Source organism: Bacillus sp. AFS088145 (assembly GCF_002564465.1).
Lineage (GTDB): Bacteria > Bacillota > Bacilli > Bacillales > Bacillaceae_G > Gottfriedia.
Genome location: NZ_NUUX01000002.1, coordinates 162,426 through 181,659, shown reverse-complemented (window position 1 = coordinate 181,659; position 19,234 = coordinate 162,426). Strand labels below are relative to the sequence as shown.

Below are 19,234 nucleotides of genomic sequence, written 5' to 3'. Positions count from 1 at the left end.
AAAGTAGCAATCGTTATGATTCTTACTGGATTTAGTTATGAGCAAGCAATTGAGCAATTGAAAAAATCAGAAGGATTCGTTCGAAAAGCAATACAAAAATAAAAATTGTTGGGGGAGTAGAAGATGGATAAATATCAAAGATTAGCTTCTGAAATCGCTGATGCAATCGGCGGTACTGATAATGTAGTTTCATTTACAAACTGTATGACAAGACTTCGTGTTAATGTTGCTGATCGTGATTTAATCAACGAAGATCAAGTTAAAAAAATTAACGGGGTTTTGGGAACTGTTGATGACGAGACTTACCAAATCATTTTAGGTCCTGGTACAGTAACTAAAGTTGCAGAACAATTTGGTCATCTGAAAAACAGCTCATCAGGAAAACAAGAAACTTCGTCAGCGGCTTTAAAAGAAAAGGGCTCAGATCTTAAAGCTGAATTAAAAAAGAAAAATAACACACCTTTTAAAAATTTCTTACGAAAAGTCGGTAATATCTTTATTCCATTAATTCCAGCATTCGTTGGTGCAGGTCTAATTGCTGGTATTGCTTCGATTTTATCGAACAATATTACTGCTCAAAACCTAGATGCAGCAACTTGGTCACAATATGTTACAGTTTTAAATGTAATTAAAAACGCAATTTTTGCTTATTTAGCGATTTATGTTGGTATCAACGCAGCGAAGGAATTCGGCGCGACACCATCCCTTGGTGGAGTAATTGGTGGGGTAACACTTTTAACAGGTATGCTTCCTGATCAACCAATTAAAAATATCTTTAATGGTGATCCATTAGCTCCAGGTCAAGGTGGTATTATTGGTGTACTACTTGCAGTCTATTTATTATCACTTTTAGAAAAACAATTACGTAAAGTTATTCCAGATTCTCTAGATATTATTATTACACCAATGATTGCTTTATTAGTAGTAGGTTTGGTTACAATTTTCTTCATCATGCCATTCGCAGGATTTATTTCTGATAACTTAATAGGCTCAATTAACTGGATTATTGCAAAAGGTGGTATTTTTGCAGGATTTATATTAGGTATGGGATTCTTACCATTAGTAATGTTAGGTTTACATCAAGTATTAACACCAATTCATATCGAATTAATTAATACAACTGGTTCAACAGAATTATTACCAATTCTTGCAATGGCAGGTGCTGGACAAGTTGGAGCAGCATTAGCATTATGGTTACGTTGCAAAAAGAATAAATCATTATCAAATATGATTAAGGGTGCTCTTCCAGTAGGTATTTTAGGTATTGGTGAACCATTAATTTATGGTGTTACATTACCTCTTGGTCGTCCATTTATCACTGCATGTATCGGTGGTGGTATTGGAGGTGCAGTAATTGGAATGTTTGGAAATGTTGGAGCAATTGCAATTGGTCCTTCAGGCTTAGCGTTAGTTCCACTAATTGCACACGGAATGTGGCTTAAATATGTGATCGGATTACTTGCTGGTTATGCTGGTGGTTTCGTCCTAACGTATTTATTCGGTACTCCAAAGGATGCTATGGCTGAACAAGAATAAATAACAAATAAAACCCGAATAAGTAGACCTCTAAAGTCTACTATTCGGGTTTTTTATTTAATATTCACTGGAATCAATATACTGAACGATTCTTTCGCAAATTTCATGAGTGATTAAGGAATCATTTATTGAAGGGTCTGGAGTTTTATTCTGTTCTATACAGTCAAGAAAGTGATCAACAATTTGGTAAAACCCACGTTTATATAATGTTGGTTCCCAATCACCAAATTTTGTAATACTGATTTCTTTATTATGATAATGGATTGTTTCGACTAAACTACTCACTACATATTTATTTTGTGGTGTCATATATTCAATAATTTCTTCTGTAACACCGTTGTTTCTGTTCATTATTCCAATTGCCGTGCATCCCTCACCTATAAGATGAATGACTAGGTGTTCGAGCATACTATCTTTTTTAAAGAAATTGACTTTTAAATCAACTACATTAGTGGACATTAAATATCTAAGTGTATCCACGACATGAATAAAATCCTCTACAACAAACCTTCTAGTGTATTCAGGAAAGTTAAATCTATTTTTTTGCATGATTATTAAATTAGCCTTTCCATGCATAGTAAGCTCTCTTACTCTAGGGGTAAATCGTCTATTAAATCCAACCATCGCTATTTTTCTCTGTTCTTTGGCTAGATTTACAATTTGTTCAGTCTCTTTGAAATTCATTGAAATAGGTTTATCAATATAAACGTTTATACCATTTAATAATAGCTTTTTCGTTATCATATAATGTGCTTCCGTAGCTGTACTAACAAATGCTGCATCAATATTCTTTTCTAGCAATTCATCTACTGTATTAACAGTTTCACTGATTCGATATTTGTTTGATAAATGGTCTAGTGTCTCATTACTTCTTGTACATAGCACCAACTCGATCTTTTCTTTTTCAGAAAGGACCGGTAGATAGGCCTTCGCAGCTATATCTCCTAAACCGATTATTCCAATTCTCATATGCTAACACCTCACTTGTTATTAATTGAAACATAGAAAAGTGGTAAAGTAAGTCATTGTAAGTCATTTTACTTAAAAAATTTTGGATACTCAAATCAAATATGTCAGTTAAACCAAATAGTTTTTTAAATTTTCAAAAAACTATTTATTCATTTAAGCTTTTCCATTATAATAAGGTCTAAAGTTGATTTTGATTCTGATTTACTATTCCATTTTCCATTCCATTCTGCCTTTCTACACTAAACTTAGCAATTGCCTCATTTTGCAATTTACTTTCAAATAATTTCAAAGATCCTATTATAAGTGAATAATATGTAAACGCTTTCTGTTTGGTGGTCATTCATTAATTAGGCATCGTATATGAATAATTGCCCTGATTTTTTTTGTTAATGACTAAAGTTCATACATACAAGAAAGAGCTGGCTATATTAAAACTTAATATAAAAAAGGTACATAAGCGAAAGGGGAAAAATATGAGTACTTCACATTTTGCGCATTGGCCAAAAAGGGTTTCTAAATCTTTAACTTTACCTGAGACTACACTTTATGATAATTTAGTCGTTTCGGCAAAAAGGTATCCAAATAAAACTGCAATAGAGTATTATGGCGCTTCAAAAACGTACAAGCAGCTTCTTGAAGAGGTTGATCATTTAGCAGGTTATCTTGAGCATAGGTTAGAGATATCCCCTGGCGAACGTGTAATGCTTTATATGCAAAACTCACCTCAATATGTCATCGCCTTTTATGCAATATTAAGAGTAAGAGGAATTGTAGTACCAATTAACCCGATGAACACCACTGATGAACTTGAATTTTACATAAATGATTGTGAAATTAAAACCGCAATCATTGGCCAGGAACTATCCCCTCATATTGAACCTTTACAAGCTACAACTGGATTAGAGAATTTAGTAGTTGCAGTTTACTCTGAATACTTACCAACCATTCCTTTAGTTTCCGATTTAACGGCTGAAATAACTGAGTTAAAGAAAATCTATCAAAACGAAAATTTATTTTATTGGGAGGATGCAATACAAACACAGCTTACCCCGTCACTATATGAAGGTAGTTCAGAAGATGTTGCAGTCCTTCCATATACTTCAGGAACAACAGGTTTACCAAAAGGTTGTATACACACACATAAAACGGTACAAGCAAATGTAGTAGGATCTGCCGTTTGGATGAATATTTCTGCAAATGCCGTTAGCTTTTCAACTTTACCTTTATTCCATGTAACAGGAATGGTTCATGGCATGCATACACCGATTCTTACTGGTTCAAGTATGGTATTGCTAACCAGATGGAATCGAAACCATGCATGCAAACTGATTGAAAACTATCAATGTACCCATTGGGTAAATATTAGTACAATGCTGATCGACTTTTTAGCAAATCCAAATTTAAATACAGAAGACATCAAGTCTCTTGTAAATATTGCAGGTGGTGGGGCTCCTCTTCCAGAAGCAGTAGGTGAGCAGTTATTCAAATTAACAGGTTTAAAGTTCGTAGAAGGGTATGGATTATCAGAAACAATTGCTCAGACGCATTTTAATCCGCCAGATCGACCAAAACTTCAATGTCTTGGAATTCCATCATTTGACGTAGACGCCAAAATTATCGATCCATTAACAATGAAACAGTTAGGTGTCGGTGAGGTTGGTGAGATTATTGTTAATGGACCACAAGTATTTAAAGGCTACTTTAACCGACCAGAAGAAACAAATGACGCCTTTATTGAAATAGACGGAAAACTGTTTTTCCGTACAGGAGATATCGGTCGGTTTGATGATGAAGGGTACTATTTTATCGTTGACCGTGTTAAAAGGATGATTAACGCATCAGGCTATAAAGTTTGGCCAACCGAAGTGGAAAACCTACTTTATAAACATCCCGCCATTCAACAAGTTTGTGTTGTTAGTAAACCTGATGAAAAAAGGGGCGAAACAGTAAAGGCATATGTGATCCTAAATCCTATTTATTCAGGTAAAGTAAGTGAGAGTGACATTATTGATTGGTCAAAAGAGCATATGGCAAACTATAAATATCCGAGATATGTCGAATTTATTGATAAATTACCAACTACTGCAAGTGGGAAAATTTTATGGAGGACTCTTCAGGAAGCAGAATGGAGTAAAGTTGAACAAGTTAATGAGTGAAAAAAGTCAAAGTACAGGGAAGGGGTAAATAAATAGTAAATAAGAAAATGAAAAGGGGAACCTCAACATCATATGTTTAGGTTCCTCTTTTTCGTGTTGATTTTTTGTTTAAACTGATTCCTATTATCCCAATATTACCCTTAAGCGATCTGGTAGTTATTACTAGATAGGTGTTTTTAATATTCAGACTAATACTTAATATAGTATGATAATTTTTAAAGAAAACCCTTACATTAACTTACTACTGAAAAGGTGATTACAATCTTCAAAATTAGATTACGGTTAAGAAAATTAAACACTTTACGAAATCAAATATTGGCTGTCTTCTTGATTGTTATGGTGATTGTTTTATCTATTGTATCCATTATGGTATATAACCAAGTTGGAACTTTAATGAAAGATACAACAGAGAAGCAAATCAAACAAACAGCTGTTGAAGCAAATGGAAGAATGGAAACCTTGTATAAGCAAATTGATACATTATCAAATCAATTAATGACCAACGAGACGGTTCAACAAATTTTACTCGGATTGAAAAACGGAGAAAGTGTTGATTTTGCAAAAAGACAATCACTAATTAGAGTCATAAATAACTTTTTAGCTTACTCAAATGGAATCTCTTCTTTTGAGCTATATTCTTCAGAAGGTAATCGTATTTTTCCATTCGGTGATAAAAATTTATCTAGTGTAATCGATGAGAAATGGGTAAAGGAAGCAGAAGCCGAGAAAGGAAGATTAGTGTGGGTAGGGAAAGATCCTAAGAATAGTAATTATTCTTATGCAATAAGAAGGGTTAGTTTAATGGATCGATGGTTTTCAAATGGAGGATATTTAGTCGTAAGAATTCTTAATAGTTACTTTCAGGTTGAAGAAAGTAATTTATCTCCTGGAGAAAAGGATTATATGATGCTTCTTGATCGGGATTTAACTCCGATAACGGATAATTACGGCATTGATATTCAAAAGTTTTTATTAGAAGGATACGAATCGATAAAAGTAAATAAAAAACAATATATGATTGTTACGCAACCATCTACAAAAACAGGCTGGACCCTTGTTATTTTAAAACCTACAAGCTTTTTAAATGAGCGGGTAACACCGGTAAGAAAAGCGACTCTATTATCTGGTGCGATTGGATTTATCATTTTTGTCATATCATCAATAATTCTAGCAACAATGATCACGAGACCGATAAAGAAACTTACAAAAACAATGAAGAATGCGAAAATGGACGAGTTAAAAATTAATAAGGAAAGCGCAGCTTCTTTAGAAATTATTGAATTAAATAGAACATATAACCAGATGGTAGAAAATACTAATCATTTAATACAGGTCGTTTATGAAAAAGAATTACTTCGTAGTCAAACTGAGTTGAAGGCGCTACAAGCCCAAATTGATCCGCACTTCCTTTATAATACGCTAAATGCACTTTACTGGTCTTTAGATGATAGAGGTGAGGAGGATTTAGCAGAAATAGTGATTGCGATGTCAGGATTATTTCGCTATACAATTGGCAATGCAAACAGTAGTGAATGGGTAACTATACAAGCTGCTCTCGATCAAATTGAACGTTATTTACAGATTATGAAAATGAGATTAGGAGAACGGTTGTTATGGGAGATATCTGTTGAGCCAAATCTATTGGCTATTAAAATACCTAAACTGCTAATCCAACCTTTAGTTGAGAACGCCATTATGCATGGTATTGAAAGTAGTCGAGAACAAGGGACTGTTTTAGTGAAGATAAAACGGATTAATGACTCATCTAATTTATTAGTGACTGTTAAGGACAATGGACCGGGGATTAATAGGGAAGCTCTTAAAGCCCTTAATCTAGCAATTAAAAATGATAATGTATCATCCTTTAAAGGGATGGGTATGGCGCTTACTAATGTAAATAAAAGAATCAAATTATATTACGAAGGATATGACTTAAGTGGCCTTCGTTTAGAAAGTGAGATCGGTAAAGGTACAACTGTATTATTCGAAGTTCCAGACAAAGGTGGAGAATAATTTGGATACAAAAACGATTTTAATTGTTGATGATGAACAAGTGACTAGGCAAGGATTAAAAAAAACATTAGAGAAATGGTCAAACGGCAAATTCGAAATTCTTAGTGCGGCAAATGGTCAAGAAACATTTGAACAGATGAGCAGAACAAAAATACATCTATTAGTAACTGATATTTGTATGCCTGAAATGAATGGTTTAGAGCTTTTAAAAAGCCTAAAGGATAAGGGACATAAGTTTGTTTCAATTATTATTTCTGGACACCCTGACTTTGAATATGCACAGGAGGCTATTCGTCTAGGAGTTGTAAATTACTTATTAAAACCGGTAAGTAAACAGAAATTAATTGAGGCTATTGAGCAAGCGCTTGAAAATGAAGCAAATATTGAACGGATTGAATATATGGAAAAAGTGACTGATCAGAAATTATTAAAACTAGATCAAGTTAATAACCGCTCTAACTCAATTAACGGAGCAAAGACCTTTATTAATGAAAATATAAGCAATCAAATTTCATTAAAGGATGTAGCAGAAGCGGTACATCTAAATGCGAGCTATTTTAGTGTGTTATTTAAAGAGCAAGTAGGTCTAACATTTAGTGAGTATTTGACTAGAAAGAGATTACAAATTGCAAAAAATCGTCTACTGACAACAGATTTGCAAATTGAAGAAATTGCCCTAGAAGTAGGTTATCAGACAGCTAAATATTTCATTAAGATCTTTAAGGATTACGAGGGTATTACCCCTAGTAAATTTAGAAAAGTATCGGAACTTGATGATTCACTAATCCAAAAATAGTGGAATTTTATCCAATCGTGGTGACCTTACCGCGTTTTTTTTTTAGTGCTAGAATTTACTTGTAACGAAAAATTCAAAAAATGGGGGTTAGACATGTTTAAGAAAGCATCTTCATTAATGTTAGCACTAGTTCTTATTCTGATGGTTGCTTTAACTGGCTGTGGTAAATCTAATAACGCGTCAACTGAAAGCGGTTCCAAAAAGGTAATCAAGTTTATGCATCTTTGGCCAGCTGGAAGTTCTAAGCAACAAAACTTAATTGTATCTGACATTATTAAGCAATATGAGGCTGAACATAAGGATGTAAAAATCGAAGTAGAAGTTCTTGAAAATGAACAATACAAGAATAAGATTAAAGTTCTTTCTTCTTCTAACGAACTTCCTGATGTTGGGTTTACATGGGCAGCAGGATATATGAAACCATTTGTAAAAGGTGGCCTTTTTGCTGATTTAGATGATGTGTTAAATAACGGATTAAAAGATTCTTTTGTAAGCGGAACAACAGAAGCATATGCAATCAATGGAAAAACATATGGGTTACCTCTAGAACTAAACATCGCTCCAATTTATTACAATAAAGCAATTTTTGAAAAATATAACCTTCAAGTACCACAAACTTATAGCGAATTCCAAAATGTTGTTAAAACACTTGCTAAAAATGGCGTTGCTCCAATCGCTTTAGGAAATAAAGATCGTTGGACAGGTTCACTTTGGTATATGTATTTAGCAGACAGAATTGGTGGAGCTGATGTACTAAATAAAGCAATTAACCGTACAGGAACATTCGAAGATCCTGCACTTGTTTCAGCGGCATCAGAGGTTCAAAACTTAGTTAAAGAAAATGCATTTAATAAAGGTTTTAATGGATTATCGAATGATGAAGGTAAATCTGAATTCTTAAATGGAAATGCAGCTATGTACTTAATGGGAACATGGGAGCTTCCAAACTTTACGACAAATGAAGAAATTCCAAAAGATTTCCGTGACAATGTAGGTTTCTTTAAATTCCCTACATATGAAGGCGGAAAAGGAAATATTAATAGCTGGGTTGGTGGGCCTGGAGTAGGTTTATTCGTAGCAGAGCATTCAAAAGTAAAAGCTGAAGCTAAAGACTTTGTTAAATTCTTTGTAGAGAAGTGGGGAGAGCAATCTGTTGAAAAAGCGGGTGTAATTCCAGCGACTAAGGTTGATACTTCAAAAGTAAATTTACCACCGTTATATATTGACGTGTTAAATGAGTTAAATAAAGCTAGCAACTTAACACTATTTGCTGACGTTCAAATGAGTGCTTCTGTAGCAGAAACTCACTTAAACTTAATCCAATCTCTATTTGGAAATGAAGTAAAACCAAAAGACTTTGCTAAACAACATGAAGAAGCTTTAAAGGCAGAAGATAAATAAATTCTGGTGTACTAAAGAAAAGGGCATATGGAGTCATAATAAATATGCCCTTGATTTTTAAATATAAGGGAAGGAGTTGAATCGAAGTGAATAAAGCTATGTCAAATAAAAAAATAATTGCCTTGTATATTACACCAGCTCTTTTTCTGATCCTTGCTTTGATTTACGTTCCAATCGTACAAACTGGATACTTTGGCTTAATGAAATGGAATGGAATTGGGGAAAAGGAGTTCATAGGTTTAAAGAATTACTCCCACTTATTACATGATCCTCTATTTTGGAAAAGTGCTTTCCACTCCTTTTTATTAGCAGTATTTTCGGCAGTTAGTTTGATTGGTTACTTGTTCATCTCATTTATACTTGCCGGAAAAATTAAAGGTGCAGACCTTCTTAGAAAAATATATCTTATTCCGATGCTACTTGCTTCTGTGGCAATTGCTCAGCTTTGGCTTAAAATTTATCATCCTACTAACGGTATTCTAAATAGTTTACTTGTTTCTCTTGGAGTTCATAATCCACCAGCCTGGTTAGCAGAAACAAACTTAGCATTATATGCGATTATTATTCCAATTATTTGGCAGTACGCCGGTTTTTATATTCTGATTTACTATGCAGCTCTTAAAAATATTCCAGACTCTCTAATTGAGGCTGCAAGAATTGACGGGGCAACACCAATTCAAATCGCATTAAAGATAAAATTACCATTAATTATGAATGTTGTTAAAGTAACGATTGTGCTTGCTGTCGTAGGATCATTGAAATATTTTGACTTAATTTATGTTATGACAGGTGGGGGCCCTAATGGTTCAAGTGAAGTAATGGCTTCCTATATGTATCAAAAAGCATTCAAAGGTTTTGACTTTGGATATGCAAGTGCAATTGGATTTTTCTTATTAGTTATTTGTTTAGTAGTTACTTGGATTATTCGTAAGTTTACTGAAGCAAATAATGACATTTACTAAAAGAAAGGGGGATTTTAAGTGGATACGGTAAGAGCTACAGGATCTCAAGCCATTGTAACTGAAAAGAAAACTGACCGTAGCATAAAAAGTATTTTTAGTAAAATTGCTTACGGATTTATGTATCTTTTCCTTATAATCGTAGCGATTTTTCAAATATTTCCGATCATATGGTTATTTCTTTTTTCATTAAAAAATAACCAAGAAGTTTTCAATATGTCACCTTTTTCTTTACCTGAGAGCCCAAAGTGGGAGAATTATACGAAAGTTTGGACTGAGGGAAATATTAGTCAGTATTTCTTTAACAGTGTAACTTATACAATCGCTGCCGTTATTTTAACGGTTGTATTAGCCAGTATGGTAACCTTCGCAATTACAAGAATGAATTGGAAAGCGAGTAAATGGGTATTGGGATTATTTATGGTAGGTTTAATGATTCCAGTCCACTCTACACTGATTCCTTTATTTAATACTTTTACAAAAATAAATTTAATTGATAATCCCCTCTCGGTAATCCTTACATATACAGCTTTTAATTTGCCAATTACGATTATGATTTTAATTGGTTTTTACGAAGCTCTCCCTAGAGAGGTAGAAGAAGCAGCGATTATGGACGGGGCATCAATTAACCATATCTTTTTTAAGATTACTTTACCAATGACATCACCAGTAATTGCTACAGCAGCAATTATTAATATGATTTACAACTGGAATGAGTTTGTCTTCGTTAATACATTTATTAGCTCAGATCAATTTAAAACACTCACGGTTGGTATACAAAACTTTATTGGGCAGTATACGACTGATTGGGGAGCAATAGGAGCTACGTTAGTAATTAGTATTCTACCAATCCTAATTGCCTTCCTTATATTAAGTAATCGAATTGTAGAAGGAATTGCTTCCGGGTCAGTAAAAGGTTAACCACATTAGATAAAGCTTTAGATGAATTTGTAAAGGAGGCTGATTAAATGACACTCGGAAAAACAATGGGTAAATTGTTTGCGCTATGTGAGTGGGTTATGAAATTAGCATATGTCAACCTACTATGGTTCCTCTTTACAATTGCAGGACTAGTCATATTTGGTTTTTTCCCTGCTACAGTAGCCCTTTTTACAATTGTTCGTAAATGGATAGGAAAAGAAACGGATCTTCCGATTTGGAGAACATTTTTAACTGTCTTCCTGAATGAATTTAAAAGTTCCAACAAACTTGGTTTGGTATTCATTTTTAGTGGAATCTTCCTAACGTTTGATGTATTTTACATTCGAACCATTGAAGGGGTGCTCCAATTTATATTAATCATTCCTTTATTAATCATTGCGGCAGTTTATTTAATGGTTTTCCTTTATATTTTTCCACTATATGTACATTACGAATTTAAACTTAAAGACTATTTAAAAAATGCATTCTTTTTAAGCGTTTTTCATTTTCACATTACTTTAGTAATGCTAGTAAGTCTAATCGCTATATTATTTTTGTTGCTGTATCAGCCAGGGCTAATTCCATTCTTTAGTGTCGTATCAATTGCTTGGATTTTGATGTTTTGTGGTATGTATAGCTTTAATCGAATAGACCAAAGACAAGGTAAGACTAGTAAAGTCTAAGTGTAGAAATTATGACAGAACGGGGAATCTAGATGAATACTTATGCTGAGGAAATCTCTTTTTTAAATGAACCAGCGATTAAAGTAGGTAATAGTGAATTGGAGATTATCATTATCCCTAGATGGGGATCAAACTTGATTTCCATGGTTCATAAAAAATCAAATACTGAGCTTTTAAGGGTCCCTAATTCAATCGAGGAGTATTTGAGTAACCCAGTTCTTTACGGTACTCCAATCCTGTTCCCTCCAAATCGAATTGATCAAGGTAAGTTTCGATTTGGCAAAAGAACGTATCAATTTGAAATTAATGAAATGGACAAGCAGAATCACATCCATGGTTTTGTTCACACAAGGGAGTGGAATATCTCGAGTGTAGAGGTTAATGAGCAAACTGTGAAAATTATTACTGAGTTTGATTCAAGTAAGCATGAAGATGTACTGACTCAATTCCCGCATCATTTTGTGATCAGGATGAGCTTTATTTTGAATGATAATTTATTCGCTAAAAAAGCAGAAATTATTAATAAAAGTAATGAAGTTTTCCCGTTTGGCTTTGGATATCATACTAGTTTTGTATTCCCAGAAGAAACTTCAATCTTCAAGCTTCCAGTCGATAAACGTTGGAAACTAAATGATCGATTTTTACCAACTGGAGAATTAGAAGATATTGAGTACAAATATGAGTTGAATGAAGGAATGAGCTTGTACGGGTTAGAGTTAGATGATGTTTTTCTATCTAACCCCAATAACAGTGGTCTACAGACTGCACAAATAACGAACAAATCAACAGGAATTGAGATTAATTATACTGTTGACCAAAGTTTTAAGCATTGGGTTGTTTATAACAAAGATGGGAGAAGCGGCTTTTTATGCCCAGAGCCCTACACGTGGGTAACAAACTCCCCTAATCTTGAAGTAAATAGAGAATTGACTGGCTTACAAGGAATTGAGCCAGATGATATGAAAGTATTGCGCACTTGGATGGTCATTTCACATAAGTCATAAAATACAAAACTACTATTTTAGGAGGAATTAAACATGAGTTACTTTACTAATATTAACAAAATTAAATTCGAAGGTCCTAAATCAAAAAATCCATTTTCATTTAAATATTATGATCCTCAAAGAATAATTAATGGCCAAAAAATGGAGGATTTACTTCGTTTTTCAGTTGCTTACTGGCATACATTTACTGCAGATGGTTCAGATCCATTTGGAGCAGGTACAATGCAACGTCCTTGGAATCATTTAACGGGAATGGATCTTGCTAAAGCACGTGTAGAAGCATCATTTGAGTTTTATGAAAAGTTAGATGTTCCTTACTTCTGTTTCCATGATTCAGATGTTGCCCCTGAAGGAAATACATTAGGTGAAACTTATAAAAACTTAGATGTCATTGTAGAAATGATAAAAGAATATATGAAAACAAGTAAAACAAAATTACTTTGGAATACGGCAAATATGTTTACTCATCCTCGCTATGTAAATGGAGCAGCTACTTCAAATAACGCGGACGTATTTGCGTATTCAGCTGCAAAAGTAAAAAAAGGATTAGAAATTGCAAAAGAGCTTGGTGCAATTAACTATGTATTCTGGGGTGGGCGTGAAGGGTATGACACGCTTATGAATACAGATATGAAGCTTGAACAAGACAATCTTGCGCGTTTCTTCCATATGGCTGTAGATTACGCAAAAGAAATCGGATTCGATGGTCAGTTCTTAATCGAACCAAAACCAAAAGAACCAACGAAGCATCAATATGACTTTGATGTGGCAACTGGACTAGCGTTCTTACAAGCTAATGGTTTAGAGAAACAGTTTAAATTCAATATTGAAGCAAATCATGCAACACTTGCTGGTCATACATTTGAGCATGAATTACGCGTTGCTCGAATTAATGGAATGCTTGGTTCAGTTGATGCAAACCAAGGTGATAAGTTAATTGGTTGGGATACAGATGAGTTCCCTACAGATCTTTACTCTACTACATTAGCAATGTATGAAATCTTAAAAAATGGTGGCTTAGGAAAAGGCGGCCTGAACTTTGATGCAAAAGTAAGAAGAGGATCATTTGATGTAGAAGATTTATTCCATGCACATATAGCTGGAATGGATAGCTTTGCAATTGGTACATTAGTAGCTAATAAACTAATTGAAGATAAAGTATTTGAAAGCTTTATTGAAGATCGTTATAGTAGCTTCACTTATGGTATTGGTAAAGAAATCGTAGAGAATAAAGCAAGTTTCCATACACTTGAAGCATATGCATTAAGTTTAGGTGATATCCAAAATAAATCTGGTCGTGAAGAACGTCTAAAATCAGTGCTAAACCAATATTTATTAGAAGCGATTGCTGAATTCGCAACAGTTTAAAAATCTTTTGACCATAAAATGTGCTGGGAAATTCATTATTCCAGCACATTTTTCTCATACGATACGCTAAAGAAAAAATAAAAGGATGATTGGTATGAAATATGTAGTAGGTATTGATTTAGGTACAAGTGCCGTAAAAATTTTGTTAGTTAATCAGTCCGGAGAGGTATGCCAAGAAGTATCTCGTGCCTATCCATTAATACAAGAGAAATCCGGATATAGTGAACAAAGTCCAGAAGAATGGGTTGAAAAAACAATCGATGGACTTGCCGAACTAGTTAGAGACTTTAATGGTCATCGGAATGATATACAAGGAATTAGCTTCTCGGGTCAAATGCATGGTCTAGTTCTATTGAATAAAGAAAGTGAAATCCTTCGTAATGCAATTTTATGGAATGACACACGAACGACTAAGCAGTGTGAAAAGATCAATGAAATAGTAGGCAAAGAACGTTTACTTGAAATAACGAAAAATCCAGCACTTGAAGGATTTACTTTACCAAAACTTTTATGGGTAAAGGAATTTGAACCGGAGATCTATCATCAAGCAGCAGTATTTTTATTGCCAAAAGACTATCTTCGCTATCGCCTGACGGGAGAAATTCATACTGAATACTCGGATGCTGCTGGAACATTACTTTTAAACGTAAAAGATAAGCAGTGGAGTGAAGAATTATGTACTAAATTCGATATTCCTTTACATCTTTGCCCACCAATTGTCGAGTCTCATGATTGCGTCGGAACAATCACAAAAGAGGTTTCTAATTTGACAGGACTTAGTCGTGAAGTGAAAGTATTTGCAGGCGGAGCCGATAATGCATGTGGCGCAATTGGATCAGGTATTTTAAAAGAAGGCAATACGCTATGTAGTATTGGTACTTCAGGAGTTGTTCTTTCTTATGAAGAGCATGGAGAACATGACTTCAAAGGTAAAGTTCATTATTTTAACCATAGTAAAGAAGATGCTTTCTATTCAATGGGTGTAACGCTTGCCGCAGGATTTTCATTAAGCTGGTTTAAAGATACTTTTGCTGAGGGTGTGAATTTCGAACAACTATTAGATGATGTTGATCGTGTTTCAATTGGATCAAATGGTTTAATGTTTACTCCGTATTTGGTTGGTGAAAGAACGCCACATGCGGATTCAGTTATTAGAGGGTGTTTTATCGGTATGGATGCAGCACATAAGAGAAGTGATTTTGCGAGGGCTGTCATGGAAGGCATTACTTTTTCATTGAACGAGTCAATTGAAATTTTCCGAAATAACGGTAAAAAGATCGATTCGATTATTTCAATTGGTGGCGGTGCTAAAAATCCTATTTGGCTACAAATGCAAGCAGACATTTTTAATGCGACAATTATTAAGCTTTCAAGCGAGCAAGGTCCTGGTATGGGTGCGGCGATGCTTGCTGCTTATGGATGTAATTGGTTTGAATCATTAGAAGCATGTGCAGAAGAATTCATAAAGCCAATCACTTCATATAAACCAGTTGATGAAAATGTTAAACAATATGAGAAGCTTTATGCTATTTATAAGCAAGTTTACTCCAGCACGAAGGAACTAAATAGAATGTTATCTGAATTTAGAAAGTAGTATAAGACGTTAAAAATAGCACTAGAGGGGGAGTTTTACTTGAATTATCAAGAACTTGGTAATACAGGTTTAATGATTAGTGAGGTAAGTTTTGGAACTTGGGCAATTGGTGGAGCATGGGGAAAAACAGATGATACTGAAGCTTTAAAATCATTACAACACGCAATCGACCAAGGTGTAAATTTTTTTGATACTGCAGATGTTTATGGTGATGGTCATAGCGAAGAACTATTGGCTAAAGCAACAAAAGGACTTGAAGATAAAATTTATATAGGCACAAAATTTTGCCGAAAAGGTGATATCTTTTCACCGGAAAATTACTCATATGAAGCGGTTAAGTCTTATTGCGAGAATAGTCTAAAACGCTTAAATCGAGATGTGATTGATTTATATCAAGTACATTGCCCAGCAACTGAAATTTTAAAGGATGGACAAGTATTTGATGTACTTGACCGTTTAAAGAGTGAAGGGAAAATCCGCCATTATGGGGTTAGTGTTGAAACGGTTGAAGAAGGAATGATTTGTTTAGAAAACCCAAATGTGAAAAGCTTACAGGTTATCTTTAATATTTTTAGACAAAAGCCATTAGAAGAATTACTTCCCGAGGCTTATAATCGTGGGGTTGGTGTTCTTGTAAGATTACCGCTAGCCAGTGGACTCTTATCTGGAAAGTATAAGGCTGATCATATTTTTGAGGAAGATGATCACCGAAACTTTAATGAAAATGGATCGGCCTTTAATATCGGAGAAACATTTGCAGGCTTGGGCTTTAAAAAAGGAGTAGAATTGGCAAATCGAATTAACTGGATTGCTGAAGGAAGGTCATCGATGGCAAGTGCAGCACTTAGATGGATTTTAGATCAAAAGGAAATTACATGTGTAATTCCTGGATTTAGAAACCAAAGCCAAGTGGATAGCAACTTAGAAGCAATGAATATACAATCTTTTTCGAAAGCGGAATTAGATCAATTAGAGCTTTTCTATCAAAAAAATGTTTCTGACTTTATTAAAGGTGCTTACTAAAAAAGTAATGTATTGAACTATATAGATGCATATGGAGGAGTATAAAATGGCTAAAATCAGTAATCCAATTTTACCGGGATTTAATCCGGATCCAAGTATTTGCCGAGTTGGGGAAGATTATTACATTGCAGTTTCAACTTTTGAATGGTTTCCAGGAGTAGGAATCTATCATTCAAAGGATTTAAAGAACTGGCGCTTAGCATCAAGACCTTTGAAACGTTTAAGTCAGTTAAACATGACAGGCAATCCAGATTCGGGCGGAATTTGGGCTCCCGCATTATCTTATCGTGACGGACAATTTTGGTTAATTTACACTGATGTAAAGGTAGTTGAAGGTCAATGGAAAGATTGTCACAACTATCTCGCAACATGTGAAACGATTGACGGAGAATGGTCGGACCCAGTTTACTTAAATAGTACTGGATTTGATCCCTCATTATTTCACGATGAGGATGGAAAAAAATATTTAGTGAATATGGTTTGGGATCATCGCGTAGGAAACCATCATTTTTATGGCATTTCATTACAAGAATACAGTGTAGAAGAACAGAAACTGATCGGAAAAGCAGAAGTTATCTTTAAAGGAACCGATATTAAACTGACGGAAGCACCACATTTATATAAAATAAATGATTACTATTACTTATTAACGGCAGAAGGCGGTACGAAATATGATCACCAGGCTACAATTGCTAGGTCAAAACAGTTAATGGGCCAATATGAAGTACATCCAGAAAACCCGTTAATTTCGTCATTCCATACGCCAAGAATTCCCCTTCAAAAAGCAGGACATGCATCAATTGTTCAAACACATACGGATGAATGGTTCCTTGTGCATTTAACAGGAAGACCATTACCAAGAGAAGGTCAACCGTTATTAGACCCAAGAGGTTTCTGTCCATTAGGAAGAGAAACTGCTATTCAAAGGCTTGAGTGGAAAAATGATTGGCCTTATGTCGTAGGAGGGAATAGTCCATCACTTGAAATAGAGGGTCCAAAAATAGATGAAGTAAAATGGGAAAATGATTACCCTGAGATGGATGACTTTAACTCAGAAATCTTAAATCCTCACTTTCAAAACTTGAGAATTCCATTAGGAGAGAATATCGTATCATTAAAAGACAATCCAGGACATCTACGTCTTTACGGAAGAGAATCCCTAACATCTAAATTTACTCAATCATTTATAGCAAGACGTTGGCAACATTTTAACTTTACTGCAGAAACAAAAGTAGCATTTAATCCAATTACATTCCATCAATCAGCTGGTTTAGTAAATTATTACAACACTCAAAACTGGACTTCATGCCAAATCACTTGGAATGAAGAAAAGGGCAGAATTCTGGAATTAGTAACATGTGATAATTTTAAGTTCGAACAACCCCTTCAAGGCAACGAAATTATCATTCCAGAACATGTTGAATATGTGTATCTTCGAGTAGATGTGAAAACGAATATTTACAAGTACTCTTACTCATTTGATGGAGAGGAATGGACAGAAATACCTGTAACACTTTATTCATATAAACTGTCTGATGATTATATTCAGGGTGGTGGATTCTTTACAGGTGCATTCGTTGGAATGCAATGTCAAGATACGACTGGTCAAGGGCTACATGCAGATTTTGATTATTTTATTTATAAGTGATAACAAAAATGTCCCTAAAGGTTATTTTAACTAATCTTAGGGACATTTTCTTTTGTTTATTACTTAAGATAATCTGCAAGTGATGTCTTTTTTGTTTTTGTTTTTTTAGATTCACTATTGATAATAAATGGATCGTTTTAATTAATAATAAATTCTTACGGCTTCATCATCTAAGTGCATTAAACGTAGTTGCTTTGAAAGATAATTTCTTACTTCTTCATCATCATAGATCAATGCCTTTGATTGAGCTTCGCGTAAAAATACTAATTTAGCGTCGAATGATGAGGTTTCAAAAAAGTGTACTACTTCATCAGTGTCTAAAGTAAGAATATTTTCTTCAAACTTAAATAAGTTTTGATTTTTTGATTCTACCGTTTTCGTCACAAGCTTGTTAAGTATACCAAGGCTATCCTCAGTCGGTAAGACGATTTGATTTTCTCGCTCATTTTTGACATCGATTAAGTAATCTTCTAATGAATTAATTGGTTCAAGGGAAAGTTTTTGCTGAAGCAATTTTCTTTCCTCAGCGTCATATCCTTCTATAGTTCGGGTCGCTTTTATTTCAGGGATCTTTTGAAAAGTATCCTTATTAGTAGTGACATCAACAACCTCCACAGCACCAGGTGCATAGCATATTAACCTTAGGAAATCCTTTAAATTTTTAGCAACAATTTGTACCGGATCATCAGAGTCCATTGGAGAAACACGTACAATGTAAGCATCTTCTAAATCACTAACTTGGCCAAAATCAGTTAAAAAACCAAAATGAACTCCATCTGAACCAGTTCGTGCAAATTGGATAACATCAAGGGGAGTATTTAAATAACGTGTATCGATATTTTCATAAGAAAAATATAAACCACCCAAAAACCCATGAGCTAATAATCCTTCACGATCTAATTGATTTTGTAAGTTAACTACATTAATAAGCGTTTTAGGTATTTCGTACTTTCCATAATTTAACTTAACTTTATCTATTTCGAAATTCTCCTTCGTAGACTTACTCCCTGTGAAAAATAGTAGAAAAGCGATTAATAGACATATAATAATTTTTCTTAGCATGTTAAACCATCCGATAAGTATGTATTAAGTAGTGGTGAGTTTTTTAATGATTTGTTAATTAAATTATAACCTTTAATAATCAGGGATTAAATAGAATGTTT

At 34.2% G+C, this 19,234-nt stretch carries 15 protein-coding genes; 13 read left to right on the top strand and 2 right to left on the bottom strand.

Going from position 1 to position 19,234, the window contains the following annotated elements; genetic code table 11:
- Window positions 1–123: 123 nt before the first annotated feature.
- On the top strand, window positions 124–1,536 hold the full coding sequence (locus COI44_RS01445; RefSeq protein ID WP_098426319.1) for a PTS transporter subunit EIIC: 1,413 nt from the start codon (window positions 124–126) through the stop codon (window positions 1,534–1,536).
- Window positions 1,537–1,593: 57 nt separating this feature from the next.
- On the opposite strand, the gene COI44_RS01440 is transcribed toward COI44_RS01445, so the two are convergent.
- Window positions 1,594–2,505: a Gfo/Idh/MocA family protein gene (locus tag COI44_RS01440; protein ID WP_098426318.1), complete on the bottom strand. Its 912-nt coding sequence runs from the start codon at window positions 2,503–2,505 to the stop codon at window positions 1,594–1,596.
- Window positions 2,506–2,978: 473 nt separating this feature from the next.
- Here COI44_RS01440 and COI44_RS01435 point away from each other — a divergent pair, with 473 nt between their 5' ends.
- The 12 genes from COI44_RS01435 to COI44_RS01380 all read left to right on the top strand — a co-directional run bounded on the left by COI44_RS01435 (window position 2,979) and on the right by COI44_RS01380 (window position 18,071).
- The gene (locus COI44_RS01435) at window positions 2,979–4,661 is read left to right on the top strand and encodes a long-chain fatty acid--CoA ligase (RefSeq protein ID WP_098426317.1); all 1,683 of its coding nucleotides are present in this window, start codon (window positions 2,979–2,981) and stop codon (window positions 4,659–4,661) included.
- Window positions 4,662–5,054: 393 nt separating this feature from the next.
- Window positions 5,055–6,674, top strand: a complete 1,620-nt coding sequence (locus tag COI44_RS01430; protein ID WP_286163699.1) for a sensor histidine kinase — start codon at window positions 5,055–5,057, stop codon at window positions 6,672–6,674.
- Window position 6,675: 1 nt separating this feature from the next.
- Window positions 6,676–7,470 carry a response regulator transcription factor gene (locus COI44_RS01425; protein WP_098426316.1) on the top strand — a complete coding sequence of 265 codons (795 nt, stop codon included), beginning with the start codon at window positions 6,676–6,678 and terminating at the stop codon, window positions 7,468–7,470.
- Between the two features lie 93 nt (window positions 7,471–7,563).
- Window positions 7,564–8,871, top strand: a complete 1,308-nt coding sequence (locus COI44_RS01420) for an extracellular solute-binding protein (protein ID WP_098426315.1) — start codon at window positions 7,564–7,566, stop codon at window positions 8,869–8,871.
- Window positions 8,872–8,957: 86 nt separating this feature from the next.
- Window positions 8,958–9,833, top strand: a complete 876-nt coding sequence (locus tag COI44_RS01415) for a carbohydrate ABC transporter permease (protein ID WP_098231667.1) — start codon at window positions 8,958–8,960, stop codon at window positions 9,831–9,833.
- Between the two features lie 81 nt (window positions 9,834–9,914).
- Complete coding sequence (locus COI44_RS01410) at window positions 9,915–10,751, top strand: carbohydrate ABC transporter permease (protein WP_286163702.1); 837 nt, start codon at window positions 9,915–9,917, stop codon at window positions 10,749–10,751.
- A gap of 47 nt (window positions 10,752–10,798) precedes the next feature.
- Window positions 10,799–11,434 (top strand): YesL family protein, encoded by a 636-nt coding sequence (locus COI44_RS01405; RefSeq protein WP_098426314.1) that lies wholly within the window; start codon window positions 10,799–10,801, stop codon window positions 11,432–11,434.
- A gap of 32 nt (window positions 11,435–11,466) precedes the next feature.
- On the top strand, window positions 11,467–12,438 hold the full coding sequence (locus COI44_RS01400; RefSeq protein WP_098426313.1) for an aldose 1-epimerase: 972 nt from the start codon (window positions 11,467–11,469) through the stop codon (window positions 12,436–12,438).
- A 33-nt stretch (window positions 12,439–12,471) separates the two neighbouring features.
- Entirely contained in the window at window positions 12,472–13,806 is a 1,335-nt protein-coding gene (xylA, locus tag COI44_RS01395; RefSeq protein ID WP_098426312.1) for a xylose isomerase, read from the top strand.
- Window positions 13,807–13,900: 94 nt separating this feature from the next.
- Entirely contained in the window at window positions 13,901–15,400 is a 1,500-nt protein-coding gene (gene xylB, locus COI44_RS01390) for a xylulokinase (RefSeq protein ID WP_098426311.1), read from the top strand.
- A 39-nt stretch (window positions 15,401–15,439) separates the two neighbouring features.
- Window positions 15,440–16,423, top strand: a complete 984-nt coding sequence (locus tag COI44_RS01385; protein WP_098426310.1) for an aldo/keto reductase — start codon at window positions 15,440–15,442, stop codon at window positions 16,421–16,423.
- A gap of 46 nt (window positions 16,424–16,469) precedes the next feature.
- Window positions 16,470–18,071: a glycoside hydrolase family 43 protein gene (locus tag COI44_RS01380; protein WP_098426309.1), complete on the top strand. Its 1,602-nt coding sequence runs from the start codon at window positions 16,470–16,472 to the stop codon at window positions 18,069–18,071.
- Window positions 18,072–18,212: 141 nt separating this feature from the next.
- On the opposite strand, the gene COI44_RS01375 is transcribed toward COI44_RS01380, so the two are convergent.
- Window positions 18,213–19,133: a hypothetical protein gene (locus tag COI44_RS01375; protein ID WP_098426308.1), complete on the bottom strand. Its 921-nt coding sequence runs from the start codon at window positions 19,131–19,133 to the stop codon at window positions 18,213–18,215.
- Between the last annotated feature and the right edge of the window lie 101 nt (window positions 19,134–19,234).

What these genes read in the sequence shown, in the direction of transcription:
- COI44_RS01445 (WP_098426319.1), top strand. Translation starts at nt 124, where the DNA reads ATGGATAAATATCAAAGATTAGCTTCTGAAATCGCTGATGCAATCGGC.
- COI44_RS01440 (WP_098426318.1), bottom strand. Translation starts at nt 2,505, where the DNA reads ATGAGAATTGGAATAATCGGTTTAGGAGATATAGCTGCGAAGGCCTAT.
- COI44_RS01435 (WP_098426317.1), top strand. Translation starts at nt 2,979, where the DNA reads ATGAGTACTTCACATTTTGCGCATTGGCCAAAAAGGGTTTCTAAATCT.
- COI44_RS01430 (WP_286163699.1), top strand. Translation starts at nt 5,055, where the DNA reads ATGAAAGATACAACAGAGAAGCAAATCAAACAAACAGCTGTTGAAGCA.
- COI44_RS01420 (WP_098426315.1), top strand. Translation starts at nt 7,564, where the DNA reads ATGTTTAAGAAAGCATCTTCATTAATGTTAGCACTAGTTCTTATTCTG.
- COI44_RS01405 (WP_098426314.1), top strand. Translation starts at nt 10,799, where the DNA reads ATGACACTCGGAAAAACAATGGGTAAATTGTTTGCGCTATGTGAGTGG.
- COI44_RS01400 (WP_098426313.1), top strand. Translation starts at nt 11,467, where the DNA reads ATGAATACTTATGCTGAGGAAATCTCTTTTTTAAATGAACCAGCGATT.
- xylA (WP_098426312.1), top strand. Translation starts at nt 12,472, where the DNA reads ATGAGTTACTTTACTAATATTAACAAAATTAAATTCGAAGGTCCTAAA.
- xylB (WP_098426311.1), top strand. Translation starts at nt 13,901, where the DNA reads ATGAAATATGTAGTAGGTATTGATTTAGGTACAAGTGCCGTAAAAATT.
- COI44_RS01380 (WP_098426309.1), top strand. Translation starts at nt 16,470, where the DNA reads ATGGCTAAAATCAGTAATCCAATTTTACCGGGATTTAATCCGGATCCA.
- COI44_RS01375 (WP_098426308.1), bottom strand. Translation starts at nt 19,133, where the DNA reads ATGCTAAGAAAAATTATTATATGTCTATTAATCGCTTTTCTACTATTT.